The 26,976-nt window shown below is 49.2% G+C and carries 24 protein-coding genes and 1 tRNA gene; 6 read left to right on the forward strand and 19 right to left on the reverse strand.

Annotated elements, in window-relative coordinates; translation table 11 throughout:
- Positions 1-86: 86 nt before the first annotated feature.
- The 12 genes from KCG39_RS14065 to actS all read right to left on the reverse strand — a co-directional run bounded on the left by KCG39_RS14065 (position 87) and on the right by actS (position 13,415).
- Entirely contained in the window at positions 87-830 is a 744-nt protein-coding gene (locus tag KCG39_RS14065; protein ID WP_049113063.1) for a fimbria/pilus periplasmic chaperone, read from the reverse strand.
- Entirely contained in the window at positions 796-2,184 is a 1,389-nt protein-coding gene (gene stbD / locus KCG39_RS14070) for a fimbrial usher protein StbD (RefSeq protein ID WP_049113064.1), read from the reverse strand. The genes KCG39_RS14065 and stbD overlap by 35 nt, the downstream gene beginning before the upstream one ends.
- A gap of 5 nt (positions 2,185-2,189) precedes the next feature.
- The gene (locus KCG39_RS14075; RefSeq protein WP_004124881.1) at positions 2,190-4,778 is read right to left on the reverse strand and encodes a fimbrial outer membrane usher protein; all 2,589 of its coding nucleotides are present in this window, start codon (positions 4,776-4,778) and stop codon (positions 2,190-2,192) included.
- Complete coding sequence (locus tag KCG39_RS14080; protein WP_004124884.1) at positions 4,759-5,493, reverse strand: fimbria/pilus periplasmic chaperone; 735 nt, start codon at positions 5,491-5,493, stop codon at positions 4,759-4,761. The genes KCG39_RS14075 and KCG39_RS14080 overlap by 20 nt, the downstream gene beginning before the upstream one ends.
- Positions 5,494-5,567: 74 nt before the next feature.
- Positions 5,568-6,098, reverse strand: a complete 531-nt coding sequence (locus KCG39_RS14085; protein WP_004124888.1) for a fimbrial protein — start codon at positions 6,096-6,098, stop codon at positions 5,568-5,570.
- Between the two features lie 88 nt (positions 6,099-6,186).
- The gene (locus KCG39_RS14090) at positions 6,187-6,783 is read right to left on the reverse strand and encodes a helix-turn-helix transcriptional regulator (protein WP_004124890.1); all 597 of its coding nucleotides are present in this window, start codon (positions 6,781-6,783) and stop codon (positions 6,187-6,189) included.
- A gap of 1,106 nt (positions 6,784-7,889) precedes the next feature.
- The gene (locus KCG39_RS14095) at positions 7,890-8,366 is read right to left on the reverse strand and encodes a glycine zipper 2TM domain-containing protein (RefSeq protein ID WP_142468413.1); all 477 of its coding nucleotides are present in this window, start codon (positions 8,364-8,366) and stop codon (positions 7,890-7,892) included.
- Between the two features lie 327 nt (positions 8,367-8,693).
- Positions 8,694-9,377 carry a winged helix-turn-helix domain-containing protein gene (locus KCG39_RS14100; RefSeq protein WP_032751173.1) on the reverse strand — a complete coding sequence of 228 codons (684 nt, stop codon included), beginning with the start codon at positions 9,375-9,377 and terminating at the stop codon, positions 8,694-8,696.
- A 1,170-nt stretch (positions 9,378-10,547) separates the two neighbouring features.
- On the reverse strand, positions 10,548-11,030 hold the full coding sequence (locus KCG39_RS14105; RefSeq protein ID WP_142446962.1) for a hypothetical protein: 483 nt from the start codon (positions 11,028-11,030) through the stop codon (positions 10,548-10,550).
- Positions 10,999-11,724: a winged helix-turn-helix domain-containing protein gene (locus tag KCG39_RS14110; RefSeq protein ID WP_049113068.1), complete on the reverse strand. Its 726-nt coding sequence runs from the start codon at positions 11,722-11,724 to the stop codon at positions 10,999-11,001. Before KCG39_RS14110 ends, KCG39_RS14105 begins: the two co-directional genes overlap by 32 nt.
- A gap of 693 nt (positions 11,725-12,417) precedes the next feature.
- A tRNA-Gly gene (locus KCG39_RS14115) sits at positions 12,418-12,491 on the reverse strand.
- A 198-nt stretch (positions 12,492-12,689) separates the two neighbouring features.
- A complete protein-coding gene (gene actS / locus KCG39_RS14120) occupies positions 12,690-13,415 on the reverse strand; it encodes an amidase activator ActS (protein ID WP_004124922.1) in 726 nt (241 codons plus the stop codon).
- A 331-nt stretch (positions 13,416-13,746) separates the two neighbouring features.
- Here actS and idi point away from each other — a divergent pair, with 331 nt between their 5' ends.
- Positions 13,747-14,295: an isopentenyl-diphosphate Delta-isomerase gene (gene idi, locus KCG39_RS14125; protein ID WP_004124926.1), complete on the forward strand. Its 549-nt coding sequence runs from the start codon at positions 13,747-13,749 to the stop codon at positions 14,293-14,295.
- A gap of 40 nt (positions 14,296-14,335) precedes the next feature.
- On the opposite strand, the gene lysS is transcribed toward idi, so the two are convergent.
- The 5 genes from lysS to xerD form a co-directional block, all read right to left on the reverse strand.
- The gene (gene lysS, locus KCG39_RS14130) at positions 14,336-15,853 is read right to left on the reverse strand and encodes a lysine--tRNA ligase (protein WP_004124930.1); all 1,518 of its coding nucleotides are present in this window, start codon (positions 15,851-15,853) and stop codon (positions 14,336-14,338) included.
- A 9-nt stretch (positions 15,854-15,862) separates the two neighbouring features.
- A protein-coding gene (gene prfB, locus KCG39_RS14135; RefSeq protein ID WP_098066859.1) for a peptide chain release factor 2 occupies positions 15,863-16,961 on the reverse strand; the annotation gives its coding sequence in 2 pieces (ribosomal slippage) (positions 15,863-16,885 and positions 16,887-16,961; 1,098 coding nt in all).
- Between the two features lie 85 nt (positions 16,962-17,046).
- Positions 17,047-18,780 (reverse strand): single-stranded-DNA-specific exonuclease RecJ, encoded by a 1,734-nt coding sequence (gene recJ, locus KCG39_RS14140; RefSeq protein WP_004124937.1) that lies wholly within the window; start codon positions 18,778-18,780, stop codon positions 17,047-17,049.
- A gap of 5 nt (positions 18,781-18,785) precedes the next feature.
- Positions 18,786-19,499, reverse strand: coding sequence for a bifunctional protein-disulfide isomerase/oxidoreductase DsbC (gene dsbC / locus KCG39_RS14145; RefSeq protein WP_049115165.1), 714 nt, complete (start codon positions 19,497-19,499; stop codon positions 18,786-18,788).
- Between the two features lie 22 nt (positions 19,500-19,521).
- Positions 19,522-20,418: a site-specific tyrosine recombinase XerD gene (gene xerD / locus KCG39_RS14150; RefSeq protein ID WP_004124942.1), complete on the reverse strand. Its 897-nt coding sequence runs from the start codon at positions 20,416-20,418 to the stop codon at positions 19,522-19,524.
- A gap of 121 nt (positions 20,419-20,539) precedes the next feature.
- On the opposite strand from xerD, the gene fldB reads away from it, so the two are divergent.
- Positions 20,540-21,061: a flavodoxin FldB gene (fldB, locus tag KCG39_RS14155; protein WP_004124946.1), complete on the forward strand. Its 522-nt coding sequence runs from the start codon at positions 20,540-20,542 to the stop codon at positions 21,059-21,061.
- An 8-nt stretch (positions 21,062-21,069) separates the two neighbouring features.
- Here fldB and KCG39_RS14160 read toward each other — a convergent pair whose 3' ends face one another.
- Both KCG39_RS14160 and sdhE read right to left on the reverse strand, forming a co-directional pair.
- Complete coding sequence (locus KCG39_RS14160) at positions 21,070-21,480, reverse strand: protein YgfX (RefSeq protein ID WP_004124948.1); 411 nt, start codon at positions 21,478-21,480, stop codon at positions 21,070-21,072.
- Complete coding sequence (gene sdhE, locus KCG39_RS14165) at positions 21,461-21,727, reverse strand: FAD assembly factor SdhE (protein ID WP_004124953.1); 267 nt, start codon at positions 21,725-21,727, stop codon at positions 21,461-21,463. Before sdhE ends, KCG39_RS14160 begins: the two co-directional genes overlap by 20 nt.
- 244 nt (positions 21,728-21,971) lie before the next feature.
- On the opposite strand from sdhE, the gene ygfZ reads away from it, so the two are divergent.
- The 4 genes from ygfZ (at position 21,972) to KCG39_RS14185 (ending at position 26,970) form a co-directional block, all read left to right on the forward strand.
- The gene (ygfZ, locus tag KCG39_RS14170) at positions 21,972-22,955 is read left to right on the forward strand and encodes a tRNA-modifying protein YgfZ (RefSeq protein WP_004124956.1); all 984 of its coding nucleotides are present in this window, start codon (positions 21,972-21,974) and stop codon (positions 22,953-22,955) included.
- Between the two features lie 172 nt (positions 22,956-23,127).
- Positions 23,128-25,926 carry a transcriptional regulator DagR gene (dagR, locus tag KCG39_RS14175; RefSeq protein WP_004124960.1) on the forward strand — a complete coding sequence of 933 codons (2,799 nt, stop codon included), beginning with the start codon at positions 23,128-23,130 and terminating at the stop codon, positions 25,924-25,926.
- Between the two features lie 120 nt (positions 25,927-26,046).
- Complete coding sequence (locus tag KCG39_RS14180; RefSeq protein WP_139529490.1) at positions 26,047-26,472, forward strand: PTS sugar transporter subunit IIA; 426 nt, start codon at positions 26,047-26,049, stop codon at positions 26,470-26,472.
- Positions 26,473-26,484: 12 nt separating this feature from the next.
- Positions 26,485-26,970, forward strand: a complete 486-nt coding sequence (locus KCG39_RS14185; RefSeq protein ID WP_142468412.1) for a PTS sugar transporter subunit IIB — start codon at positions 26,485-26,487, stop codon at positions 26,968-26,970.
- Positions 26,971-26,976 lie beyond the last annotated feature (6 nt).

Here is a 26,976-nt window from a genome sequence, read left to right on the forward strand (position 1 = left end):
TAAGTTCAACACCACATATGAAAAATCATATGTGTTAGAGTCATACCGGCGGGTCAGGTCAGTCATGCCTATCGAGCATTCAGTGTTCATGACTGTCTTAAAAATGAACGATAACGCCATTTGGTTCCATCATCATTGATGATTTCATACTGCACCTCCCCCGCTTTCACTGTTTTATTCAGGGTGATTTCCTTTTTCTCTCCTGGCGCTAACATGATGCTATCAATTTTCATATAACCAGACTCGAATGTCGCTATCGTCATATACCATGGCGTTGGATTGCTCATAATGACAACCTGTTGATTGTTATTTTTAATCTGAAACTGCAGTCGCTCTCCATCAGTCTGCTGAGGTCGTGGGACATTAACGGGTCGTACAAAAACTTTCAGGCGTAATCGCAGGGGAAGAATAACGCGCTTCTCATTAGCCGGACCGATCGTATTGGGCGGCACCTGATAAATATTCAGCCAGTAAAGAGATTCCTTATCTTGCGGAAAATTATCCCGAGAGATCAACTGCAGCTTTACATCGCGCAGTTCACCCGGCTGTAATCGAAACACCGGAGGGACGGCAATAATCGGTGTTCTGGCGTTTTCTGGAGACATAAATAGATCCCCCTCATCAAACCAGAGTTGTACAAGGGAGGGCTCCCCCCCTGAATTTATCAGATTCACCGATGAAACCATTTCTCCGGCATTAAATATTACCCGGGTACCTTCTACATTCACAACGGCGAAACCAGGCTGCGCCAGCACGAATAGTACGCAGCATAACCATTTCACCTTGATAATTGTTTTACTGAAAGCTGACAACAACCTGTAACTGCGCATTTACGGACCCCGCGGTAACTGTCTGACCAGTGATTGCACCCAACTCTGCAGTGAAATCTCCTGTATAAATATCGGTGCCGCTTCCCGTCCCAGTTAAGGACAATAAATCTTTAAAACCATACCATCCGTAGCTGTTTCCTGAGCCAAATGATGATTTAGCGGGTAAAAGATTGAGCGCACTTCCACTATTGTTAAGAATTTGAATACCGACCCCTGAGGCTTCCCCTGCACCGTTTCCATAATTGGTATCCAGCAGCCAGGTGAGACCACCACCGGAAGTCACCAGCCCCAGACTTTGCGCTTTACTGACCGCGTTTGCCTGATTCACCATAAAACCCATAGCAACATTTGCCGAAGAACTTGTTGAATTCGATGTACTGGAAACAGCCCCCGATTCACATTCCAGACTGATGGAGAATCCGGCGCGGCTGGTATTTCCCGCATTAAGCTCGCTAACTGAAATAGTTGGCAACAGTACAACCGAAGGGAAATCCTTAACAAGACATGTCGCCCCTCTGACGAACGTCACATAATTCGTCAGACCAAAACCGGCAGGCCAGTACCCATACCATCCCGAGTAGTTACTAGCAGAATCAGCGCCGTTATAAAGTCCAGAGCTTAAGCTCCCCCCCTGAAATGCAACATAACCGGCAGGCTGAGCGCTCCCTGTACTCCACCAGTTATAGGTGTAGAAGTTTGAGCTATTCTGACTCCCGTAAGTTCCGTCAACCTTAAACAGCTCAACAAATACATCAGCGAATGCACTCGCGGGGATATAAGTATAGGTATCATCTGAATACCAGTCGTCAGCGGTAAGCTGACGGGATTTCCAGTACCGTGAATAATATTCCCCTGTCTTCATATTCGTTAATCTGATAGCAACATTTTTTACATACGTAAAATAAGAGCCGTCTACTTCGCTGGCGGCATTTTTACCACTGTAGTTTTCGTCACCATTAGTGGCATAAAACTCATATAATCCCGCATCCACTGCAGTCTGATTGCAGCGAAATAAAATCTGATTTGCCGGGTATGTCTCCTTGTGACCAGACGTCAGAAAGGAGGCTGCTGAACTACCAAGAAGGGTTCCAGACGGCTGAAAACTACTGGAACCACTGATCGTTATAATACCGGGCAACCCAAGACTTGTGACCGTATTAGCATCAGAAGCACCGGTCCACGATGCGGCAGTATAGCCCGCATTCAGCGCAGCAGTGGATAGTTGACTTGTCGACGTTACTTTTGTGCAGGTACCTGCAGCAAAGCTTATCTGGCTCCAGCCGAAAAAAATAACCGGAACTAGCAGGAAAATAAAAATCCGCGGCTTCTCTTTTTTACTTTGGAAGGTCATCATCTCTGTTATTTCCTCTCACAGGGCAGATGAATTTGTGTTACCGGCTGATTATCTGCTTTCGGTAGGCGATATTTGATTTCACAGCGCTGACCATCCTGCTTTCCCCATTTAACAGTCAGTTTTCCTGTATTATCTTCAACGCGGGCATAAATTTGACCGCCCTGACCTACCATTCCTATTTCGTTACCAGCAGAATCAAAAACATCAGCGCCCATCGGAGGCATTTCCCCCTCAAAGCTCGCGGTGATTAAAATGGCTCTACCATGCAGCGTTTCGAAAGAAACCATCGGCATGGCTCCTGCGTAAGGAACCACTTTCTTACTGCCTCCCTGCAGCTCAACGTCAGAATTAATGAATCTCGAGTCAAGTCCAACATTGTTATACTGGTAAGGGGTTAGTGACGGATGTATAGCGTAGCCAAAGCGATCTATTGTTGCTCCCTGGCCGTTCTTGACAATTGCCCCACTGGCGCCCGGCGCATGGATGATTGCAAACGTATCGCTTGCATAGGGTCCTACCGTGAGCCCGCCGCGGTGAGCAACCAGCGTGCCAGAATATCCTGCGCCGAACTGCCGATAGTTTTTACCTGCAGAGAGGTTTGCGCGAAAAGCGCCCACGGATGTGTTCTGCTGACCGCTCCCTCCCCAACTGGTGGCATTACCGCTGTTATGGTAATTTTCAGCACCACCATATAAGGAATAAGTAAAATTACTCTGTTCCCCGGCAGAACCATTGATACCTACCTGCGCACTCCGGGTGTCTCTATTTTTATTTAAGCCAAAAGTCAGATTGGATCGATTTTTGCCAAAATCAAGCGGTACAGAAAAACCCAATGAGATGGTATTTTCTGTATACCTTTGTCGGTTTCCCGTGTCGTAATCGCTATCCCTAAGACTATAAAAGTATCTGCCGTTCGTCATAATGGTCTGCTGACGAGCAATACTCAGGTTATAACTGAGTTGTCCCCAGTTATTACTGTATCCCAATTGCAATTGTTTAATTCTGCCTCTCCCATCATAATAATCGGCAGTACTGCCTGAGAGGTTAAGCATCCCCCATTCATCCATAGGCTGACTGACGGTTGCTGAAAACTTATTTTTTTGCCTTAAGGTATCTGACCAGTATTCAGTGCCATTATGATACTGACGCCTGACGCCAAGGACATCCTGTAAATCCCTGAAGCCACTGGTTGAATAGCGATACGCAGCAAGAACAAGATTAGTTCCTGTGTCAAAGGTTCTGCTGTAGCTGGCTTCTGCACGCCAGCCGCTGGTGGTCTGCTCATTTTCAACTCGGGCATGAGAAAAAGTCGTGTTTAATCCGAATGCCCCTGCTCCAGTAGCAATAACGCCTCCCAGCAAAGCGGCCTGATAATCCTCAGCAAGACGAATACCGCTGTTCGCGGTGAGCATGTTCGACATGCCCCGCTGCAGTGTTCCTTCAATAAAACGATTGTTAACGCTGTAATAATTTCTCACCCGTCCTAACGATACAGAATACTCCCAGTTACCTGGTCGTACAGAATCAGGTACAGAAGAGTAGGGGACGGTGAACGTTGAAATATTACCACCAGCCTCAATAACCTCTACATGCAGGTCTCCCTTGCTTTTCGTGTTATAAAGATCATTAATAACAAAGCTCCCCGGCGAAACGGTAGTCTCATACACTACCGTCCCCTGCTGACGGATGACAACCCGAGCTGTTGTCGCTGCAACGCCTCTGACTTCTGGTGCGTATCCCCGCTTTCCCTGAGGCCACATTCGTTTATCGGTAGCCATCTTTACGCCATTAAAAGACAGACTCCCGAACAGGCTGTTGCTGGTGTAGCTATCACCGACAGTGAGTACGCTTTCTAATGCAGGAATAGCACGTTGCCCCCATGTCCTGGCCGCATTATATTTATATTCACTACCGCCAAGGTTACTGTCAGCATATCTTAAATTTCCTGTATGCCTGAGCTGCCACAATCCAAGGTTCGTCCCTGCATTAATATTGCTCCAGAGATAATTATATTTAAAATTTGTTCCTGTATTCTCGGTGCGTGTGAAATTGGTGTTATGGCGCAGAAAAAGCGCCATAACCCCGCTATCCCAGCTTTCGACAGGAATAAAACCACGGGGGTTTTGAAACATATTCGACTGTGGTACAGACAGGTTGAGACGAGACTGTGATAAGTCCACCTCAGCCTGAATAGTCGCCCCGGCGTCAGACACAAGTACACACTGATGACTTTCTGCAGTCACTACAGCATTTATTCTGATGCCCAATTTAGCGATCAGTTCCCGAGTCAGACAAGGTTCTGTTTTTCCATCTTCACGCTCCATTATATTGATGGTCTCGCTTATCGAAATTAGCGTGTTGTTAACATAGACATCGAGAACATATTTCCCGGATTGAACAGGCGTGATTTTTTTATTGAATCGTTCCATATCCTGCCCAAGGGCAGAACCTTTCAGCAATGCCGGGTCGAAGTAATAATCCTGTGCACTGGCGGAAGGAATATATGTAACAACAAACGATATTGTTAATATGATTTTGTTAAACCGCCACCAGATATTACTAATGCAGATATTGTTATAAATTGAATTCCGCATTCAGTCGTGCTCCCTGATCGTTTACCACTGTCACAGTGATTTTTTTACCCTTAACTGAACCTGCTCGAGAAATATTGAAAATATGAGATCCTGAAGGCTCAATCATACCCGACCCAGAAGACAATCTCCGTTGCTTCTCTGTTAATGCAACGCTGCTGACAGTGACATAGAAAGGCGTGTGGTTTTTTATCATCACTGCTGAGGCATTATCTGCAACAGGCGTTACAGATATATTGGGCACCCCCCTGCCTGGACCTGATACCAGAGATGCAGGGCGATAGAAAATTTTAACTCTGTTACGCAGCATGACGAGCATTTTATTTTTTACGTCATTTTTGTTAATATTTGCTGGAGGAACCTGCAAGAAATTAAAATAAAACACAGACTCTCTATCATCTGGAAGATTCAAACCACCCGTGAATGTCACTTTAACAACCTGACCTGCACCCGGCTGAATTCGAAAAACAGGGGGGGAGGCGATAAAGGGAACCCTTACAGAGGCATCCGGTCCACTAGACATCTTCCCGTCATCAAACCACGTCTGTACAACATAGGGGAAATCGCTCTGGTTTTTAAGGTTAACATCAACTGAACGACTGCCCTCATTATATATAATCCGAGTACCCGTCATAATAACGCTGGCATTAAGCTGAAGAGAAAATAACGCTAAAAAAGTAAAACAAAAGAACGAAAAGGATCTATATAGAAATTTCATATTTCTCTCCATTAATAAAGCCAGTACACAGCCTGGCCCGGTAAAAATGGCCGGAAAAAATTCCGGCCATAGTTTTACAGGTAGGTCACGGCATACTGTAATGAAGCAGTAACATCACCCGCTGTTGGCGTACCAGCTGAATAGTACTGAGCGGTATAATTAGCACTTGCCGATGTTTCACCTGCGGTTAACGTCAGGTCAGCATCACCAGTGAAATAGCTGGTAAAATCAATAACCGTTCCCGTAGTGTCGAGGATCTGGATTTCCACATCACCTGCACTACCGGTATTTCCCAGATTGCCAGAGGTAGTCACCTGATTACCTACAAAAACGGTAGAAATTTCCCGATCGGTCGTTTCAACCGCGCAGCCACTGACACCGACTTCAAAATTTGTGGCGCCAGCAGTTGTCGAACTTGCGAAATCGGAAATACTCACCGTCGGTAATAAAACCACCGGTGATACCGCGTTTCCGTTGATGGTCACCGCGCAGGTCTGGTCAGTGACTTCGCCCTGGAAAGTAATAGTGTTATCAGATGCAGCAAAAGCTGAAACAGCGGATGACAAACCGACAAAAACACTCAGGGCTATGATCTTTTTATTCATAAATAAATTCTCCACGTACATTATTAATAGCAACGATATTATAAACGCTATATTTCAGCCTGCCTGGTGATGGCACAGCACTCTGATATTATGCAAACCTCCTTATTTTCATTCCTATCTTACTCTCAATTCTTTGCCTGATATTATAAACAGCCTTGACATCGAGTGACATTTCCGTGGAAATATCAGCCACGCCTTTATGCTTTAGCGTTAAATAGAGAACTTGCCTTTCTTTTTTTGTTAATGCTCTGCCAGACCGACGAAACAAAGGTAATCCAATAAACACTTTCCTGAAGTTAATTAAGGTCGCCCCTAAACCTTCAGAGAGGTAGAGTACCTCTGTTACTCTCTTTTCAGTTTGTTTGTAATAATTGGCCAGCGCTGCCATTTTTACATCTGCCAACAATATTATCTTCATATTCGTACTGGCAAGGTATTCAACCCACTCGTCATTCATAAAGAAATGAATGTTCCGCCAGGAAAAATCCACAAAAATAAAACCTTCAGAAGAGGTGATAATACTTATTGAATTAACCAGAAACCTCACCCCCGCCTCAAAAAAAACATTTACTCCCGGCCAGATACAAACCTTAGGATTAAGACACTGAGAGGCGCTAAACTCTTGTTCAGGAAGGATTTGGCATTTAACACTACAACTCTGACACAGTACATTCCCATGCTTCATACCCCTCCTTGAAATATCCTAATAATCACCAGGAACTTTCCTACATAATATATTCAGATATAAATTTTACAACTTGATTTTTTTGAATTAATAAACTCTAAAAAAGAAGAAAAATCTTAACTCAGGGATGATTAAACCTACCTGATATACACAAAAATTAGGAATCCCCCCCATGCACTTAAGAATATTCTTGCGAAATAATGAATTTTGCGCTGAAGTCAGGCCACAAAAAAGTCAAATTCAGAGCTTTTCACTACCAACAAGTGAAATTCAAATACTTAATAATAAAAAAACCATGATTACATTTCTTTTTAAGGGTTATTTTGTTAAAAAGTAAAATAACGCCCTAAAGGAAATACCATTATCCTTTTAGAAAAGGGTTGATTTAGCATCTCATCAAAAAAACTGACAAAAATTAAAAAAAAACCACCCCACTTTGGGCAAATTGAGTTGTACAGTACTCATTAGTCATTTAAACAAAATTTATGCTATCAATCATGATAGCAGTGCTCTGCTAAAAAAAAATAGCTATGCATATCCTTGCTTAACAAATAAATACTGTATCGCATGGCTGACGTTATTCAGCTATGTAGAAAATAAAACATACTACCGCAGAAGCTTTTCCTTTATTTCTGCATACTCACGTTCAGTGATAATGCCTGAGACCTTAAGCTCATGAGCTTCAATTATTTGTTCAGTAATACTCTTCCTTACACTGGGGTACCCTGAGTAAGAATGTTTATGGTGATGATATCGCTGTCTTTCCGCCATTCCCTTCCCCCTAACCAATAGATAAATAATTGAGCAAATGACAGGGATGAAGAGTAATAAAACGATCCAAACTACTTTAAAAGAAATATGCAAGTCATCATCACGAAAAAGATCCGTCAGAATCTGAAAAATTAACATTAAATAAGCAAAAAAGAACAAAATCGTAAAAAATGACATAACAATATCCGAGAATGTCATTGAATGTAAATTCATTAAAGAAACCCTCCATAAGCAATCGGCATAAAATGGGAAATGAGTTAATTAAAAAACAGCTTAATTAATCCTGTCTCCCCCAGACAGCAATATTATTCAAAGAACATACAATGAGAATAATTCTACAATTGAGCGACAGGAGTAATGGTAACCTGCCCCCTTAGTGACGTAATATTAACCTGCTGCCCGACAAAAAAAGGCGTTTCTCCCATCGGTTGAACAATGACAAATTCATTACCATGCACTGGTCGGATGAAAAGCTCCACAGCATTTATTTGAGATCTATTGCGCTGAATCGCTTGCCCGGTCAAAGCACCGGCAACGGCACCGCCTGCCGTAGCGATGCGTCTGCCACTTCCACCACCTATAGCATTACCTGCTACGCCACCTAATACCCCACCTGCTGCCGCACCGGCAATATTATTATCACTGTCATTCTGGATTGTAATATTTCTTACTCTGGTGACGGTACCCTGGGTAACAGACATGGGCTGCCCCGTCAAAGCCATATTAATATTATCAGCCGAGCCCACAGGATTTCCACTGCAGCTCACTAAAAATAAGGAACCAACAGACACTAAAATTAATTTCAAAAACATAACCTCTCCTGTTATTGACAACGTAATTCATCTTTAATTAACAGGAACCGCCACTGTGGTCGCTCCCTGACATACATAGTTTAATACTTATCACTGCTTTTTATTCAGTAAGCAATTTTGCTATCACATTACTGATATCATCAAATATGGCCATAATAAAAATGGTCATGAATTTGTGGCCACACGGCTATGGTTTGCTATACACGCTGAATGTATTGTTATTTTTAAAACTTCGGCATTAGATTTAATCTATACTGCAACTCTCACTATAATTTATGAGGATGGTATTTCCACATCTACCTGGTACAAGCAAGAATGCTTTTATATTTAATGGTCAATAAAATTTTTTGCATCCAGATAATATCCATCACCTCTTTTATTTTCAATTCTGGCACATTTATAAGGTGCGATTTTTTTTCGCAACCGCCCAATGAGTACTTCTACAGTATTATTGTTTTGATTAAATATATCATCATGCAAATGCTTCATAATTTCATATTTACTGATGAGCTTGCCACTTTTTTTAATAAGCAGTCTCATTATCTCAAACTCATAGTTGGTGAGTTTTATTTTTTCATCTGCAATAAACAATGCTCTACTTCCAATGTTAAGCTCAATCTTACCTGCAGCCATTTTTTTTGTCGGTTCCAGACAAGACCTACGAATAAGTGTTTGTAAGCGAACAATGAGTTCTTCTATCCTGAATGGTTTGACAATATAATCATCAGCGCCTCCATTTAAAGCACGCACTTTATGCTGCAGGTTTTCTTCATTGCTGATTATTAAGATCCTAATATTTTCTCCCATTTTTCGCCAACGCCGAATAGCCTGGACACTTTCGGAATCACGAGGAGTCGTAGTCATTACCATAACATCTGGTTTATTCGATATCATGAACAGCCATGCTTCTTTTAAGCTCGAACAAACATCCACAACAAACCCAGCATTTTCCGTCTGAGATCGTAAGTAATTTTGACTAATGACATTTGGATCTAATATTAAGGCACGCACATCCGAATCCTTGTTAGAAAATGTTCCTACTTTGTATAGCCCCAGGCTTTTAATCTATTCCATCGCAAAACATATAACTTATAATTCCATCTGGTACCAACGCTGGTGATCTCATCCAATTGAACATACCTGAACATGGCAACAATTGTTACGCTATTTGTCAGGCAAGGCAATAGAGCAAAAAGTCATACTGAATATACAAATTATTATTCTAAAACCTGTAATAAATTATAAAAACATCATAGACAATCATAACGAATCAGCACATAACTCCAATAATCAAATAAAATCTAGTTTTTCACGCTACCAAGATAGCTTTAATTAAGAAAGGATTATACAACTGACTGCCTTTAGCTGGTGTGAAAATAGGTGCATTGGTAAGATTTTTTATAACTTCACGTAAAGCTCACATTTTTTTGTTCAATTTTCACACGCTTTTACAAAGACAATTCATAAACCTGACAACTGTAAAATCGATTAAAATTATAGATATTTATGCCCTCTACAGGAAAATTTTTTAACCATCCCTCACTGGAAATAGTTATTGCCATTTTTTATTCAGCTCAGAAAAACCAGAAAGAAGGTATTTCACTAGATTTACGATCAAATGTAATCCCTATAATTTTTTACTTGTGCCAGTATTGCCATGTAGTTAAAGAAACAACATGCTTTGATATAATTCAGGCAGGGATAGAGTTTGCTTTTTCCTGATAAATATTTTGCATAAACTGTTTATGAATAAATCAGGAGTTAAAAAGGGATACTTCATCAGGGCAGGAAGATGTATGTTACCTATTCGGATATAAACAATACAAACAGAAGAAGGAGAAAGAAATGCCAGTTCGATTGCCACATTGAATAACCACATAAATGGTTAGCGCAGCATTACGTCAAAAGAGAGTGAGGGACAAGAAGATATATTCCTGTTGATAGCTATATTTTCATGCCCAGATTTTTACAGGAGTTAAAAGCAGTTATCGAATAGCTATAAAAGAAAAAATAGTTAACTTGCTTTATCACTGATTACCAGTATTCAATGTCGATTATTAAATCAATACGGCTTACTGTCGCTATCATTGATTAAAAAGAACATACGACAGTATAAAAATTGCATACACCTTTATAAAAACCATGAGCTAACATTATTAATTCACTGGTGAATAAAATAGATCATCTGCGACACATGAAAATAGTACGTTGCAGATCGCTAATACGCCATGTGACTTCATCTATTTTCTGAATTTTATAAAAAAATACAGACTGACTTGAAGTAAGTTTCTCCGTCAATTCTGGCGGAGTTGTATCCTGCTTGTTGGCTGTAAAACGCCCTTTAACTACTTTATGAAAACCATTTTCCGTATTTTTGGTGATAGTCATATCACCTGAACGGTCAACAATATATTCCTTCCCTTCATTCTCGAGAGTACCATATTCATTAACAACCACATGTCCTTTTTCTGTTATATGAAAAACAATTTTAACATTACCTGTGATAACGTTTTTTTCTCCCTGATTGATGTAAAAACTAGACATACAGTTCATTGGCAAATATTTATCTATGGCAAATAACTTATAACCAATAAAGGCAATAACCAGCAACAATACAATATTAACAGCTACGCTAAATATTTTTAATATTGAGATAGTTTTCACATTGATTACCTTTATTCAATTTATTTGCTTTGCAAACAGCTACGTGCGTAGAGTACGTTTTATCTTTTAAAGATGTTTTATTATCATCAAAAAATATCGTTTGGGTCATGTTCTTACAAGTTTCAATGATTTTCTTACCAAGTATAGTATCGAAAAAAACGGATACATTATTAATGTTTGTTAAGCTTTTATCAACATATACATCACATTTCCCTATCGTTTTATATTTATATAATACACTGCTTTTTTCATCATATTTGATGTAAAGACATATGAGGAGTATACTAAAACATATAAAAATGAAGAAATTAAGCTTTAAGCCAGTGTTACGTAACACCTTGTGTTTTATTTTTTTTGTATTATTTTCTTGAGCTTGGGATATTAACTTAAAATCACAATGCAACCTGAACCCTTGTTTAGGTATCGTTTCAATGATATCTGACAGACCTAATTCTTGTAACGTTTTCCGTAATATAGAGATATTTCTGTTTAGATTGTGGTTAGATGCCACTAAACCATACTTCTCCCAAACTTTCTCAAGAATTTCAATTCTGCTTAACTGCTCGTTATTTTTTTGTAACAATAAAGACAATAGCCTCGCGGCCGATACAGGAAGTATTATCTCTGTATTATCGTTCTCTAAAGCTCGCGACTCTTCATTGTAATGAACCAAATTCTCAAGTAAGTAATTCATTGCACATCGCTCCTGCAATTATATTCTTTTTATTATAATTTGATTAAATAGGTTATGCAATTCGTATGCAATTGGTTACTTTTTGAACTTAAAAGGCGCAAGTTATACTAATTTCAGGAGAAATCATTTATTTCATCTATTTTCGCTAATATATTTGAATTTTTTTGATATTAAGCACGTACATATCGTATGTTTTTTATAATACTTGTGTTTTATCAGTACGTTGTAGTTTATCTCTATTGGCGGACTTCACTTTAACTTGCGTATCACATAATTAGCAGAATAAGTTTATTCTTATAAATGTGTTATGACCTTAACCTTGGTAACTTACTGATTTGCTAATTATTGCCCTCTGCGATCGCCATCCTCGCAGTGAAAACGTCCGCGATTGAAAGCATACTCTGTCTAACTAGACGCTATCGTCCATCTGGTGCCCAGGCTGACCCTGTGACCTCTATGAATATAGTCTACTTTCAAAGAGTTGAATGAGATTCTAGCATAAGCAAATGGTGGTCAAATTCGTAGTAACAGCGACCAGCCAAGAATCGTGCATGAGCACAGATCAATCACCAACGCATCGTGGGTTAATACTCAGATGATGTCCCTATACTAAGTGATAGCGACGTTTGTAGGCACCATTCATACGTTTTGAGAAATTAAGGCTGGCGTCCATAGCGGACTCTATTCAGGAAGTGGAGCGAGTGAGGGGAATCGAACCCCCGTCATTTGGTTGGGAACCAAAAGCTCTACCATTGAGCTACACTCGCCCAGACAGGATCCGATAAAGCAAATTCACCCATTTGGATTCTTGTCAGGGATGTAATCAGTTTTACAACAGACTACTTTAAGACAACCATGCAATGCCTTACTCCTCCTCCTTGAAGCAAAGAGGTGCGAGGGCCATTATAGACCTTACGCACCCGCTGACAAGCCCAAACCAGGCTAACTGCCGATAAAATAACCTTTTAGCACTTGGGCTTACTGCCCTGCGGCGGCAAATAGCGCAGCGGGTCGATCGCCGTCGCCCGGTAGCGAATCTGGAAGTGCAGACGCACGGAATCCGCATCCGAGCTGCCCATGGTGGCGATCTGCTGGCCGATCTTCACGCTCTGGCCATTGTTCACCATCAGCTTGTCGTTGTGCGCATAGGCGCTGATATAGTCCTCATTATGTTTAATCATAATCAGGTTGCCGTAGCCGCGCAGCTGGTTGCCCACGTACACCACTTTGCCCGCCCCTGCCGCATACACCGGCTGGCCGCGCTTACCGGCGATATCGATACCTTTATTGCCGCCATCGCTGGTGGAGTATGGCAGCACTACTTTACCGCTGGTTGGCCAGCGCCAGCAGCGTTGCCCGACCGGTGGCCAGGAGGACTGCGGCACTGCCGAAGATGGCGTCACGGCTGCGGTACGTTTCGCTGACGATTTCTTGCCGGATGCCCCCGCCTTCGCCGTAGTCCCTGAGCCGCTGTTCAGCTTCAGCTTTTGCCCAACTTCGATGGTATAGGGAGGTGAAATATTATTGAGACGGGCGAGATCCCTGACGCTGGTGCCAGTGGAACGTGAAATAGCGTACAGCGTGTCGCCGCGCTTCACGGTATAGGTGGAACCGGAATCGGATGAGCTGGAACACCCCGCGACGATCAGGCTGCTCAACAACATTATTGCGATAACAAAGCGTTTTCTCATCAGGCGTCCTGCGCTTAACACAAACATTCACCTCAAAACCAGGGGGGATTATCATACCAGTCCCCAGGGCAATCCCCAATCGCTACCCTTCATACAGAAGTATTAAAGGCCGGCTAAGCGGCTACATATCATCGCCAGGATCTTCATGATGCTTCGGGTTAAACGGCTAGTTAATCCATGAGCCGCCTGGCAGCGCATCTGTAATATCATACTCTCCCCCGTGGCCAACATGTTTTGGTAATGCCTTTGTCCCATTTATGGGCTACCCTAGTGGCCTGAGTACATGACCCGGCGGGTTTGTGCCGGGTCATTTTCTATTTCAGGAGTTGTCATGGCCGGGGAACATGTCATTTTGCTGGACGAGCAAGATAAGCCTACAGGTATGCTGGAGAAGTATGCCGCCCACACCCTCAATACCCCTCTGCATCTCGCGTTTTCCAGCTGGCTGTTCAATGAACAAGGCCAACTGCTGGTCACGCGCCGCTCGCTGGGCAAAAAAGCCTGGCCAGGCGTGTGGACAAACTCAGTCTGCGGGCATCCGCAAACCGGCGAAACCTTCGAACAGGCCGTTGAGCGCCGCTGCCGCTTTGAGCTCGGCGTTGAGATTACCCGCATCGTCCCGGTCTTTCCGGAGTTCCGTTACCGGGCCGTCGCGCCGAATGGCATTGTCGAAAACGAGGTCTGTCCGGTCTATGCGGCACGAGTCGCCAGCGCATTACGGATAAATCCTGACGAAGTGATGGATTTTCAATGGAGCCATCTTGCGGATGTGTTAAGCGGGATTCGCGCGACGCCGTGGGCTTTTAGCCCGTGGATGGTGCTGCAGTCGGCGGACGATAATGCGCGTAACGCATTAATCAGCTTTAGCAATCAGGCATAAAAAAACCCAGCTCTGCTGGGTTTTTTTATTCGCGTAATGCTTATTTTACCGGACGCATCGCCGGGAACAGGATCACGTCGCGGATGGTGTGGCTGTTGGTAAACAGCATCACCATACGGTCGATACCGATACCGAGACCCGCAGTCGGCGGCAGACCATGCTCCAGCGCGGTCACGTAGTCTTCGTCATAGAACATCGCTTCGTCGTCACCGGCGGCTTTCGCGTTAACCTGATCGAGGAAACGCTGCGCCTGGTCTTCCGCATCGTTCAGCTCGCTAAAGCCGTTACCGATTTCACGCCCACCGATGAAGAATTCAAAACGATCGGTGATTTCCGGGTTCTCGTCGTTACGACGCGCCAGCGGAGAGACTTCTGCCGGATATTCGGTAATGAAGGTCGGCTGGATCAGATGCGCTTCCGCCACTTCTTCGAAAATCTCGGTCACGATGCGGCCCAGACCCCAGCTCTTCTCAACGTGAACGCCGATGCTTTCCGCAATGGCTTTTGCAGAATCGAAGTTATCCAGATCGGCCATCTCGGTTTCCGGACGGTACTTCTTGATCGCTTCGCGCATGGTCAGTTTTTCAAACGGCTTGCCGAAATCGAAAGTCTGATCGCCGTAAGGCACTTCAGTATGGCCGAGAACGTCCTGCGCCAGGGTGCGGAACAGGGATTCGGTCAGCTCAATCAGATCTTTGTAGTCCGCATAGGCCATATAGAGTTCCATCATGGTGAACTCTGGGTTATGGCGAACGGAGATACCTTCGTTACGGAAGTTACGGTTGATCTCGAACACGCGCTCGAAGCCGCCAACCACCAGGCGCTTCAGGTACAGTTCCGGCGCGATACGCAGGTACATATCCAGATCCAGCGCGTTGTGATGGGTGATGAACGGACGCGCAGATGCGCCGCCAGGGATCACCTGCATCATCGGGGTTTCGACTTCCATAAAGCCGCGACCGACCATGAACTGGCGGATGCCCGCCAGGATCTGCGAACGCACTTTAAAGGTGTTGCGCGATTCATCGTTGGAGATCAGATCCAGGTAGCGCTGACGATAGCGCGCTTCCTGATCCTGCAGGCCGTGGAATTTGTCCGGCAGCGGTCGCAGGGCTTTGGTCAGCAGACGCAGCTCGGTGCAGTGGATAGAGAGCTCGCCGGTCTTGGTTTTGAACAGCTTACCGCGCGCCGCGATGATATCGCCGAGGTCCCATTTTTTGAACTGCTCGTTATAGACGCCTTCCGCCAGATCGTCGCGGGCAACGTACAGCTGAATGCGGCCGCCAACGTCCTGCAGCGTAACGAAGGAGGCTTTACCCATGATACGACGGGTCATCATGCGGCCAGCGACGGCGACTTCAACGTTCAGCGCTTCCAGCTCTTCGTTTTCTTTGCCATCGAAGTCAGCGTGCAGTTGGTCAGAGGTGTGGTCACGACGGAAATCATTCGGGAACGGGATACCCTGCTCACGCAGCGCGGCCAGCTTCTCACGACGGGCTTTCAGTTCATTATTAAGGTCAATTGCCGCGTCAGCGCCCTGTGCTTGTTGTTCAGACATGTTGGTTCCTCATAACCCTGCTTTCAAACTTGCTTCGATAAATTGATCCAGGCTGCCGTCCAGCACCGCCTGAGTGTTGCGGGTTTCCACCCCGGTGCGCAGATCTTTAATGCGGGAGTCATCCAGCACGTAAGAACGGATCTGGCTGCCCCAGCCGATGTCGGATTTGGTGTCTTCCATCGCCTGCTTCTCGGCATTTTTCTTCTGCATTTCCAGCTCATAAAGCTTCGCTTTCATCTGCTTCATGGCCTGGTCTTTGTTCTTGTGCTGTGAACGGTCGTTCTGGCACTGGGTCACTAAGCCGGTCGGAATGTGGGTAATACGCACCGCGGATTCCGTACGGTTAACGTGCTGACCGCCCGCGCCGGATGCGCGATAAACGTCAATGCGCAGATCCGCCGGGTTAATGTCGATATCAATATCGTCATCCACTTCCGGATAAACGAACGCGGAGCTGAAAGAGGTGTGGCGGCGGCCGCCGGAATCGAACGGGCTCTTACGCACCAGGCGATGAACGCCGGTTTCGGTACGCAGCCAGCCGTAGGCGTAGTCGCCGATAATCTTGATGGTCACGGACTTAATGCCCGCCACTTCGCCTTCAGACTCTTCAATAATCTCGGTCTTGAAGCCGCGCGCTTCTGCCCAGCGCAGATACATGCGCGTCAGCATGCTGGCCCAGTCCTGCGCTTCCGTACCGCCGGAACCGGCCTGGATATCGAGGTAGCAATCGGCGCTGTCGTATTCACCGGAGAACATGCGGCGGAATTCCAGCTGCGCCAGCTTCTCTTCCAGCACATCGAGCTCAGCGACGGCTTCGTTGAAGGTCTCTTCGTCGTCGGCTTCAACGGCCAGCTCCAGCAGGCCGGAAACGTCCTCCAGCCCCTGAGACATCTGATCCAGCGTATCCACGATAGCTTCCAGCGAGGAACGCTCTTTGCCCAGCGCCTGTGCGCGCTCGGGCTCGTTCCAGACGTCCGGCTGCTCCAGCTCGGCGTTTACTTCTTCGAGACGTTCTTTCTTAGCATCGTAGTCAAAGATACCCCCTAAGAACGCCCGAGCGCTCCGTGAGGTCCTGAATGCGGTTTTTTACCGGATTTATTTCAAACATGGTCGGTTTCTTTTAATGGATTCGTCAAAATGCGGTGATAAGAGCGGAATTCTACCGGATTCGCGCTCTCATTAATATACTGTTGTCAATTTGGCCAGAGGTGGTCGATGATCAGCTGCAGGCTGCGGTTGCCGCGGAACTCGTTGATATCAAGCTTATAGGCAAGCTGAACTTCGCGAACGCCGTTATCCGGCCAAAGGGAAGTATCAACATTGAACGCGATACCGTCCAGCAGCGGGCCGCCGCCGACCGGTTCAACCATCACCTTCAGATGACGCTCGCCGACCAGCCGCTGCTGCAGCAGACGAAAACGCCCGTCAAACAGCGGCTCGGGGAACATCTGCCCCCACGGCCCGGCGTCGCGCAGCATCTGCGCGACCTCCATGCTCATTTCTGCCGCCGCCAGCGGACCGTCGGAGACCACTTCGCCCTGCAGCAGCGCCGGATCGAGCCACTCGGTCACCAGCTCGCCAAAGCGCTGCTGGAACTCTTCAAAGCGCGCCTCTTCCAGCGATAGTCCTGCCGCCATGGCATGGCCGCCAAACTTCATAATCAGCCCCGGATAGAGGGTATCCAGGCGCTCCAGCGCATCGCGCATATGCAGCCCCTGAATCGACCGGCCGGAGCCTTTGAGCGTACCGTCGCCTGTAGGCGCAAAGGCGATAACCGGGCGATGAAAACGCTCTTTGATACGCGAGGCCAGAATACCGACAACGCCCTGGTGCCACTGCGGGTGGTACATCGCCAGGCCGCCGGGTAGCGTCTCGCCGCTGCGCTCCAGCTTCTCACACAGGGTCAGCGCTTCCGCCTGCATCCCCTGCTCTATCTCTTTACGCGTCTGGTTCAGCGCGTCCAGCTCATTGGCCAGCACCCGCGCTTCGCCGGTGTTGTCGCACAGCAGCAGCGCCACGCCGACGGACATATCGTCCAGCCGTCCAGCCGCGTTCAGGCGCGGACCGAGCGCAAACCCGAGATCGCTTGCCGCCAGCTTTTGCGGGTCGCGGTTGGCGATTTCCAGCAGCGCTTTAATGCCCGGACGGCATTTCCCCGCCCGAATGCGGCTCAGCCCCTGCCAGGTCAGGATCCGGTTGTTGGCATCCAGCGGTACGACGTCCGCCACGGTTCCAAGCGCCACCAGATCGAGTAAATCAGCCAGATTCGGCGGCGCGATGCCGCGCTCCTCAAACCAGCCTTTATCGCGCAGAAAAGTGCGCAGCGCCAGCATCAGATAAAAAGCCACACCCACCCCGGCCAGCGATTTCGACGGGAACTCACAGTCGCGCAGGTTCGGGTTAATAATCGCTTCCGCCGCGGGCAGCGAATCCCCCGGCAGGTGGTGATCGGTCACCAGCACCGGAATACCCAGCGCGTGTGCATGATCGACGCCAGCGTGCGAAGAAATGCCGTTATCCACGGTCATAATCAGCTGCGCGCCGCGGGCGTGAGCCTGATCCACCACTTCTGGACTCAGGCCGTAGCCATCCTCAAAACGGTTTGGCACCAGGTACGAAACGTTGCTATACCCCAGCGCGCGCAGGGCCAGCACGCTCAGCGCGGTGCTGGTGGCGCCGTCGGCGTCAAAGTCGCCGACCACCACGATGTGCAGCCCCTGCTTAAATGCGCCATAAAGTATCTCTACTGCTTTTTCGACGCCGGTCAGCTGCGACCACGGCAGCATGCCTTTCACCCCGCGCTCCAGCTCCTGCGCGCTGCGCACGCCGCGGCTGGCGTACAGCCGCTGCAACAGCGGCGGGAGATCGGCAGGTAAATCGACGCCGTCAACCGCCTCACGGCGGCGTAGTTGTATCTGTTGTTTCACGCGAATCAGTTACCGCTTGTCTGTTTTTGATGCTCATCAAGGAGCGCTTTCAGGTCTTTAGGATCGCGATAGCCGGGCATCAGCGTGCCGTCGCTCAGCACCATCGCCGGCGTGCCGTTAACGCCAAGCTGAACGCCGAGAGTGTAGTGCTTAGCGATATCAACATCGCAGCTGGCCGGCTGTACGCCTTTGCCACTCATCGCGTTATCCAGGGCTTTGTTGCGATCCTTGGCGCACCAGATAGCCTTCATGTTCTGTTCGGCTTCGCTTTGCAGCCCCTGGCGCGGGAAGGCCAGATAGCGCACGGTAATCCCCAGCGCGTTGTAGTCGCTCATCTGTTCGTGCAGTTTATGGCAATAGCCGCAGGTAATATCGGTGAAGACGGTGATGACGTGTTTTTCCTGCGGCGCCTTATAGACGATCATCTCTTTTTCCAGCGCGTTCAGCTTACCGACCAGCAGCGTATTGGTGACGTTTACCGGCCGCGCGCCGCTGACGTCGTACATCGGCCCCTGGATAATGTGCTTACCGTCATCGGTAACGTATATCACGCCGCTGTCCGTCAATGCGGTGCTGATGCCTTTGATCGGCGAAGGTTGCACGTCCGAACTCTGCACGCCCAGCTTCGCCAGCAGTTGCTTAATCGCCGCGCTATCCGCATGCGCCGCACCAGATAAGGTGGTCGCCAGCAGAGTGAACATCAGTAAACCTTTTTTCATACTCAGTCCTTTTTTTCAGCACTCACGCACGCGGGTGATGCTGTTGATGGAGTTGTCGCAGACGCTCGGTCGCCACGTGGGTGTAGATCTGCGTCGTGGAGAGATCGCTGTGTCCTAACAGCATCTGCACCACGCGTAAGTCAGCGCCATGGTTAAGTAAATGCGTAGCAAACGCATGGCGTAACACGTGCGGGGAGAGCTTTTCGCTATCAATCCCCGCCAGTACGGCATAATGCTTAATTCGATGCCAGAAAGTCTGGCGCGTCATCTGCTGCGCGCGCTGGCTGGGGAAAAGCACATCGGACGCCACGCCGTTCAGCAGCCAGGGACGGCCGTATTCAAGGTAGTTCTCAACCCACAGCACCGCCTCTTCGCCTAACGGTACCAGACGTTCTTTATTTCCTTTACCAATCACGCGCAGCACGCCCTGGCGCAGGCTAATGTCGCTCATGGTCAGGCCCACCAGCTCGGAAACGCGCAGACCGGTGGCGTACAGCACTTCCAGCATCGCTTTATCGCGCAGCTCCAGCGGCTGTTCAACCAGCGGCGCCTGGAGCAGTCGCTCCACCTGCGCCTCGCTCAGATCCTTCGGCAACCGCTGCGGCAGCTTTGGTGAGGCCAGCAGCGCGCTGGGATCGTCCGGGCGAATTTTCTCCCGGTAAAGATGCTGGAAGAAGCGGCGCACGGCGCTTAGCAGGCGCGCGGTGCTGGTGGCCTTGTAGCCACCGGTTTGCCGCTCCGCCAGCAGCGACTGGAGATCTTCGCCGCTGACGCTGGCAAGCGACAGGCCACGATGATGCAGCCATTCGACCACCATCGTCAGGTCCCGGCGATAGGCGCTTAGCGTGTTTTCAGCCAGATTACGCTCCAGCCATAAGGCATCAAGAAACTGCTCGATTCGTGCGAGATCCTGTTCCACTCCGGCCTCTTTGCTTATTAAAACGGCGCCATTATACCCTAAATAATTCGAGTTGCAGGCGGGCGCGGCCTTTCTGGTACACTAAGCGCAAAGTCACAGCAAGAATTGAGACGTTTCCGCGATGAACATAGGTCTTTTTTACGGTTCCAGCACCTGCTACACCGAAATGGCGGCAGAAAAAATCCGCGATATTATCGGCCCTGAACTGGTCACGCTGCACAACCTGAAAGATGATTCCCCTACCCTGATGACGCAGTATGACGTGCTGATCCTCGGCATTCCGACCTGGGATTTCGGCGAGATCCAGGAGGATTGGGAGGCCGTCTGGCAGCAGCTTGATACGCTGGATCTGCAGGATAAAATCGTCGCGCTGTACGGCATGGGCGACCAGATCGGCTACGGCGAATGGTTCCTCGACGCGCTCGGTATGCTGCACGATAAGCTGGCGACCAAAGGGGTTAAGTTCATTGGCTACTGGCCTACCGAAGGCTATGAATTCACCAGCCCGAAACCGGTCATCGCCGACGGCCAGCTGTTCGTTGGCCTGGCGCTTGATGAAACGAACCAGTACGACCTGAGCGATGAGCGCATTCAGAACTGGTGCGAGCAAATCCTCGGTGAAATGGCTGAGCAGTTCTCCTGAGCCCTTGCCTACTCTTGCGTCGGTTTCTGTAACACTAGCCGACGCAGGTCGCGCCATTCTCCCGCGTCCATGCTATCCGCCGCGACCCACAAATGCTGGGTACGTTGGTTTTCCGTATTCCGCAGGCGCAGCAGCATGCCGCTGTTGATTACCCACGGCGTGCCGATGATATCCCACTCCGCCTTTTGCCAGCGCAGACGCGAGTCGATCAGCAGCTTTATTTCACCCTGACGGGCGTGGATCCGCCGCTGGCTGCGTACGCAGTCGAACACTACCAGCGACAGCAATATCAGCCACAGCGGGGTATAGCTCAGCGGCCAGGGCAATACCAGCACCAGCGCCGCCACCACGCCGTGCATCAGCAGTGAGAACCACTGCGCGCGCCACGAGATGCGTAAATCAGATTGCCACAGGACCACGTTCCCGATTCCGAGTCTGAATTAATTTTACCATCCGCTGCAGTTCAGCATCAGCCGGCTCGCCATGATTCATCAACCAGTTGAACAGATCCGGATCGTCATTTTCCAGCAGGCGGATGAATAACGCCTTATCGCCATCGCTTAGCGTGTCGTACTCATGCTCGAAAAACGGCATGATGGAGATATCGAGTTCACGCATACCTCGACGACATGCCCAGTGGATGCGGGCTTTATTGTTAATGTCCATGTTTTACTTCCTACTTATAAATATCTCTTAGTTTAACCCGTTTTCGGCGCTGACTTCACTGGAATATCAAGATTCGCGAGCGCTATTCCATGAAATCCTTAAAATAATCAGGTTATTGATTATTTCGCTCGTTTTGGCTCCCGGTTTTTTAGGGCACGAATGGCCTGTCAAAAGCGCTTGCATTGCACCATAGCTCTTTTACCATTAGTCACACACTCTGCGTTAAGCTATTCAGGATATGACTATGGCTTTTACACCTTTTCCTCCGCGTCAGCCTTCCTCTTCCGCTCGTCTGCCGTTAACGCTGATGACGCTGGACGACTGGGCGCTGGCGACGATTACCGGTCCGGATGGCGAAAAATATCTGCAGGGGCAGATTACCGCCGACGTCAGCCACCTGACCGACGAGCAGCATCTGCTTGCCGCGCATTGTGACGCCAAGGGCAAGATGTGGAGCAATCTTCGCGTTTTCCGCCGCAACGAGGGTTTTGCGTGGATTGAGCGCCGCAGCCTGCGCGATGCGCAGCTGACCGAACTGAAAAAATACGCGGTGTTCTCTAAGGTGACCATCGCCGCCGATGATGAATCCGTGCTGCTGGGCGTTGCCGGTTTCCAGGCGCGCGCTGCGCTGTCGCCGCTGTTTAGTCAGCTGCCGAACGCCGAGAAACAGGTGGTCAGCGAAGGCGCTACCAGCGTGCTGTGGTTTGAGCATCCGGCCGAGCGCTTCCTGCTGGTGACCGATGTGGCAACCGCCACCCGCATCACCGATACCCTGCGCGGCGAAGCGCAGCTCAACAATAGCCAGCAGTGGCTGGCGCTGAATATCGAAGCCGGTCTGCCGGTTATCGACAGCGCCAACAGCGCGCAGTTTATTCCGCAAGCCACCAACCTGCAGGCGCTGGGCGGCATCAGCTTCAAAAAAGGCTGCTACACCGGCCAGGAAATGGTAGCCCGCGCTAAATTCCGCGGCGCCAACAAGCGCGCCCTGTGGTATCTGGCGGGAACGGCCAGCCGCGTGCCTGAAGCCGGGGAAGACCTGGAGCTGAAAATGGGTGAAAACTGGCGCCGTACCGGCACCGTTTTAGCTGCCGTACAGCTGGACGACGGCCGTCTGCTGGTGCAGGTGGTAATGAATAACGATATGGAGCCGGACAGCGTGTTCCGCGTGCGCGACGATGCCGGTAGCCTGAGCATTGAGCCGCTGCCGTATTCGCTGGAAGAGCGTTAAAGCGACATTCCCGGCCGCCTTCTCCCCGGAGGCGGCGCTACCCTACCCGCAAACCACGAAACACCCGCGACCGCGCTTTGCGCAAATGCGCCATCTCTGGCCCAGGCCACTTTCTTGCGTAGAATAATAGTGTATGTTCTGAACAATCATTTATTTCTTAAGCGGTAAAGAGATGAGACGGATTGAGGTCATACTGGGGGAACTGGAGCGGCTAACGCGCGGGCTGAGTCTTGCGGATCTGGAACAGGAAACAGCTTTTACGGCGGAAGCCATCGGCTTTAACCTCGGGCTTGCGCGTAACTCGGTCAGTAAAGACCTCAATCAGTTATGGAACGACGGCCTGGCGATTAAAAGCAAAGGGCGACCGGTGTTCTTTCTGCACCGTCAGGCAATGGAAACGCTGTTGGGGCGCAGACTGAATGATACCGAATGTGAAGTGCGCACGGTTGGCGACCTTCTACCGCATCAGGAAGATCGCTCGCCGGATGACCCCTTCAGCGGGCTGATTGGCTACGACCGTAGCCTCCGTGACGCGGTGGAAAAAGGCCGCGCCGCGGTGCTTTATCCTCACGGGCTCCATGTGCTGTTGACTGGCCCCTCCGGTGTGGGAAAAACTTTCTTTGCCGAACTGATGCACCGCTTTGCCTGCGAACACGCCGCGGGCTCCCCCCCGCCGCTGGTCTACTTTAACTGCGCCGAGTATGCGCACAACCCGGAACTGCTCTCTTCGCATTTATTTGGTCATCGGCAGGGCGCCTTTACCGGCGCCAGTGAGAATAAAGCCGGTCTGGTGGAGCAGGCGGACGGCGGGTATCTGCTGCTTGATGAGGTGCATCGCCTGCCTTATGAAGGGCAGGAAAAACTCTTCTCCATTCTCGATAAAGGTCAATATCGCCCGCTCGGTTCAAGCGCCACGGCGCGTTCCATCACGGTACGCTTGATTTGCGCCACTACCGAACCGGTCAGTTCGGCGCTGCTGCGAACGTTCCAGAGGCGCATCCAGGTCTGTATCGATCTTCCTGGGATCCGTCAGCGCTCGGTGGAGGAACAGGTGGAGCTTATCGTCGGTTTTCTCCAGCGTGAGAGCCGCAAAATTGAGCGTACGGTCAGTATCGACAAAACGCTGTTGCTCTGGTTGCTGAATAAGCCGCTGGAAGGCAATATCGGCCAGCTCAAAAGCGATATCCAGTTTCTTTGCGCCCAGGCGTGGGCCGCGGGAATGACCGAGCATAACGACACGCTCCGGCTGGATAAACGGCTGGTAGACATGCCGTTTAACGCCACCCCGGAACAGCGCCTGCTCGTCGATACCTTGTTTGACGGCCAGGATCGGCTAAGCGTCGATGCGCGCACGTTACCCGCATTGAAAACCTCTCTGGCGACAGGAGCGGAGATCGAAGAAAGCGATCTGTTTTACAGCTTCCTCACCCGCGAATACATCAACCTGCGCAACAGCAATGTCCCACCGGCTGAGACGCTGGCGATCCTCAAAAACAAACTCAGTTCAATCTTTGAATATGGTCTCTACAGCCGCGACAGCGTGGCCCATCCGCCGCGCTACGGCGATCGGATTGAAGAGCGGGTGACCCTGCTGATTGGCTGTGTGGAACAGGTGCTGGGCTTTACGCTGCCAGAAAACCTGATGAATCCGCTGCGAAAACACTTTCTGGCGCTGATTGGCTACGTCCAGCGCGGGCTGATCCCGCAGCTCTACTCCTCCAGCCTGATCCTCGACCGCTGCAAAGACGAGTATGAAAACGCGACTCTGCTGTGCCGGAAAATCAACGAGCTGCTGCATATTCAGTGCCCGGCGACGGAGATTGTCTGGTTATGTCTGTTCCTGAAAGAGTGCCGCCATTATCGCCAGCGTATCGACGCCAGTCCCGACTGCGGCGTCATTTTAATCGCTCACGGCGCGACGACCGCGACCAGCCAGGCCCAGTACGTCAATCGAGTGCTGGAGCGGGAGCTGTTCAGCGCCATCGATATGCCATTTGAGCAGTCGGTGCATGACACGCTGGAAACGCTAACCCAGCTGATCCAAACCCAACGCTACCGGCGGCTGATTCTGATGGTGGATATCGGCTCACTGGTGCATTTTGGCAGTACCATCAGCAAGTTATTCCAGATTGACGTCCTGTTACTGCCAAATATTACGCTGACCAGCCTGCTGGAGCTGGGTCTGGATTTAAGCTATGAAACCAGCGAGCTACCGCAGCTTGCGGAATTAATGCAGAGTAAAAATATCCCCTGTCAGCTCTGTACTCCGCAGCAGGAGAATGGCGGTAAGGTGCTGGTGATCTCCTGCATTACGGGCATGGGAACCGCAGAGAAAATCAAAAAAGTGCTGGAGGAAAGTTTTGGCGAGCTGATGTCACAGGATACGCGAATGGTAATCCTTGATTACAACGAGGTTCGCAGCCTGGAGCGCGTTCAGCAGTCGCTGCTGGCCGGTGAGCGGCTAGCGGGGATTGTCGGCACCTTCCAGCCGGGGCTGCCGGACATTCCGTTTATCTCACTTGAAGAGCTGTTCTCCGAGCAGGGGCCGGAGCTGGTGCTTAGCCTGCTCACGCCGGACCTTTCAAGCAGTGAGCGCCGTCTGGAGATGGAGCGCAGCGCGATGCGATTTATCAGCGCGCTGACCATGGAAAGTATCATCAACCATATTTCGGTACTCAACCCCCAGCGTATTCTTAAAGAGATGGAAGGCGTGTTTAATCATTTAACCACCTCGCTTTCGCTAAAACCCAGCCGCCAGGTGACACTACGCTTCCTGATCCACTGCTGTTGTATGGTCGAGCGTATCGTGATTAACCGAAAACCGTTACAGATGTCGCTGGAGAGCCAGCCCGCGCTGGACGTCCGCGCGTTTAGTGTCATTAAATCCGCCTTCCAGCCGATCGAAGAGGCTTATGCCATTCGGTTATCCGACGCGGAATATTTTTATATCTACGAACTGCTGTATCGCTAACCCCTTAACTGGCGTGGCTTTACGCTGCGCCAGCCCCTCTTATCCCCCCATGTGACACAAATTCTGGCATAGCCTTTGCTCTTATTACGTATGTCAACGTAATAGCGCCAGGAGGCCATTTTGATTACCACTGAACCCTTGTCCCAGATCCTGCTGCTGACCCATGGCGGCTGGGGACAACAGCTCTGCAACAGCCTGTGCATGGTGACGGGCGAAATTAAAGGCGTAACGGAAATAGCCCTGATGCCCGTCGATACATTGGGCGAGTTTTATCAGCGCGTAGAAGCTGTCGTGAAAACCCTGCCCGAAGGCTCACTTATTCTGACCGATTTTATCGGTGGGACTACCTCTAACGTGGCCGCGCGGCTAAGCGCCGATTATCCGGTGGCGGTGATTTCCGGACTGAATGCCTCGCTGCTGCTGGAGGCGCTGGACAAGCGTGAACAGGGGCCGCTATCCGCCTGCGTAGCCGACTTAGTTGAAGCCGCGCGCAGCAGCTGTCTGGACGTTGTCGCCCACGTTCGTCAGCTACATCAATCACAATAAGGAAAAAATATCATGGCTAACATCGTGTTATGTCGTATTGACAGCCGCCTCATTCATGGTCAGGTGGTGACAAAATGGGTCGGACAATCCCAGGCCAACCGGATTGCGGTAGTGAGTGATGAGCTGGACGCCGATCCGTTTATGAAAAATATCTATCTGATGGCGGCACCGCCAAACATCAAAGTGGATTGCTACAGCAATCAGAGCTTTGCCGCATCGTGGAAAGAAAACCAGCTTGGTGACGGCAGCGTGTTGGTGCTGTTCCCTTCCCTCGCGGCGATTCAGGAGGCCGTACAGCTCGGGTTTAATGTTTCCGCCATTCAGGTTGGCGGCTTAGGCGGCGGGCCGAACCGCAAGGTCGTTTTCCAGAACATCACGTTGGATGAAAAAGACGTTGCCATTCTTCACGACCTGAAAAGTCGAGGGATTAAGGCGGTCTTCCAGACTATCCCGGAAGATAAGCCGCAGTCGCTGGACGATATCCTGAAAAAATTCTAATCCTCT

The organism is Klebsiella pasteurii (assembly GCF_018139045.1).
GTDB classification, from domain to species: domain Bacteria; phylum Pseudomonadota; class Gammaproteobacteria; order Enterobacterales; family Enterobacteriaceae; genus Klebsiella; species Klebsiella grimontii.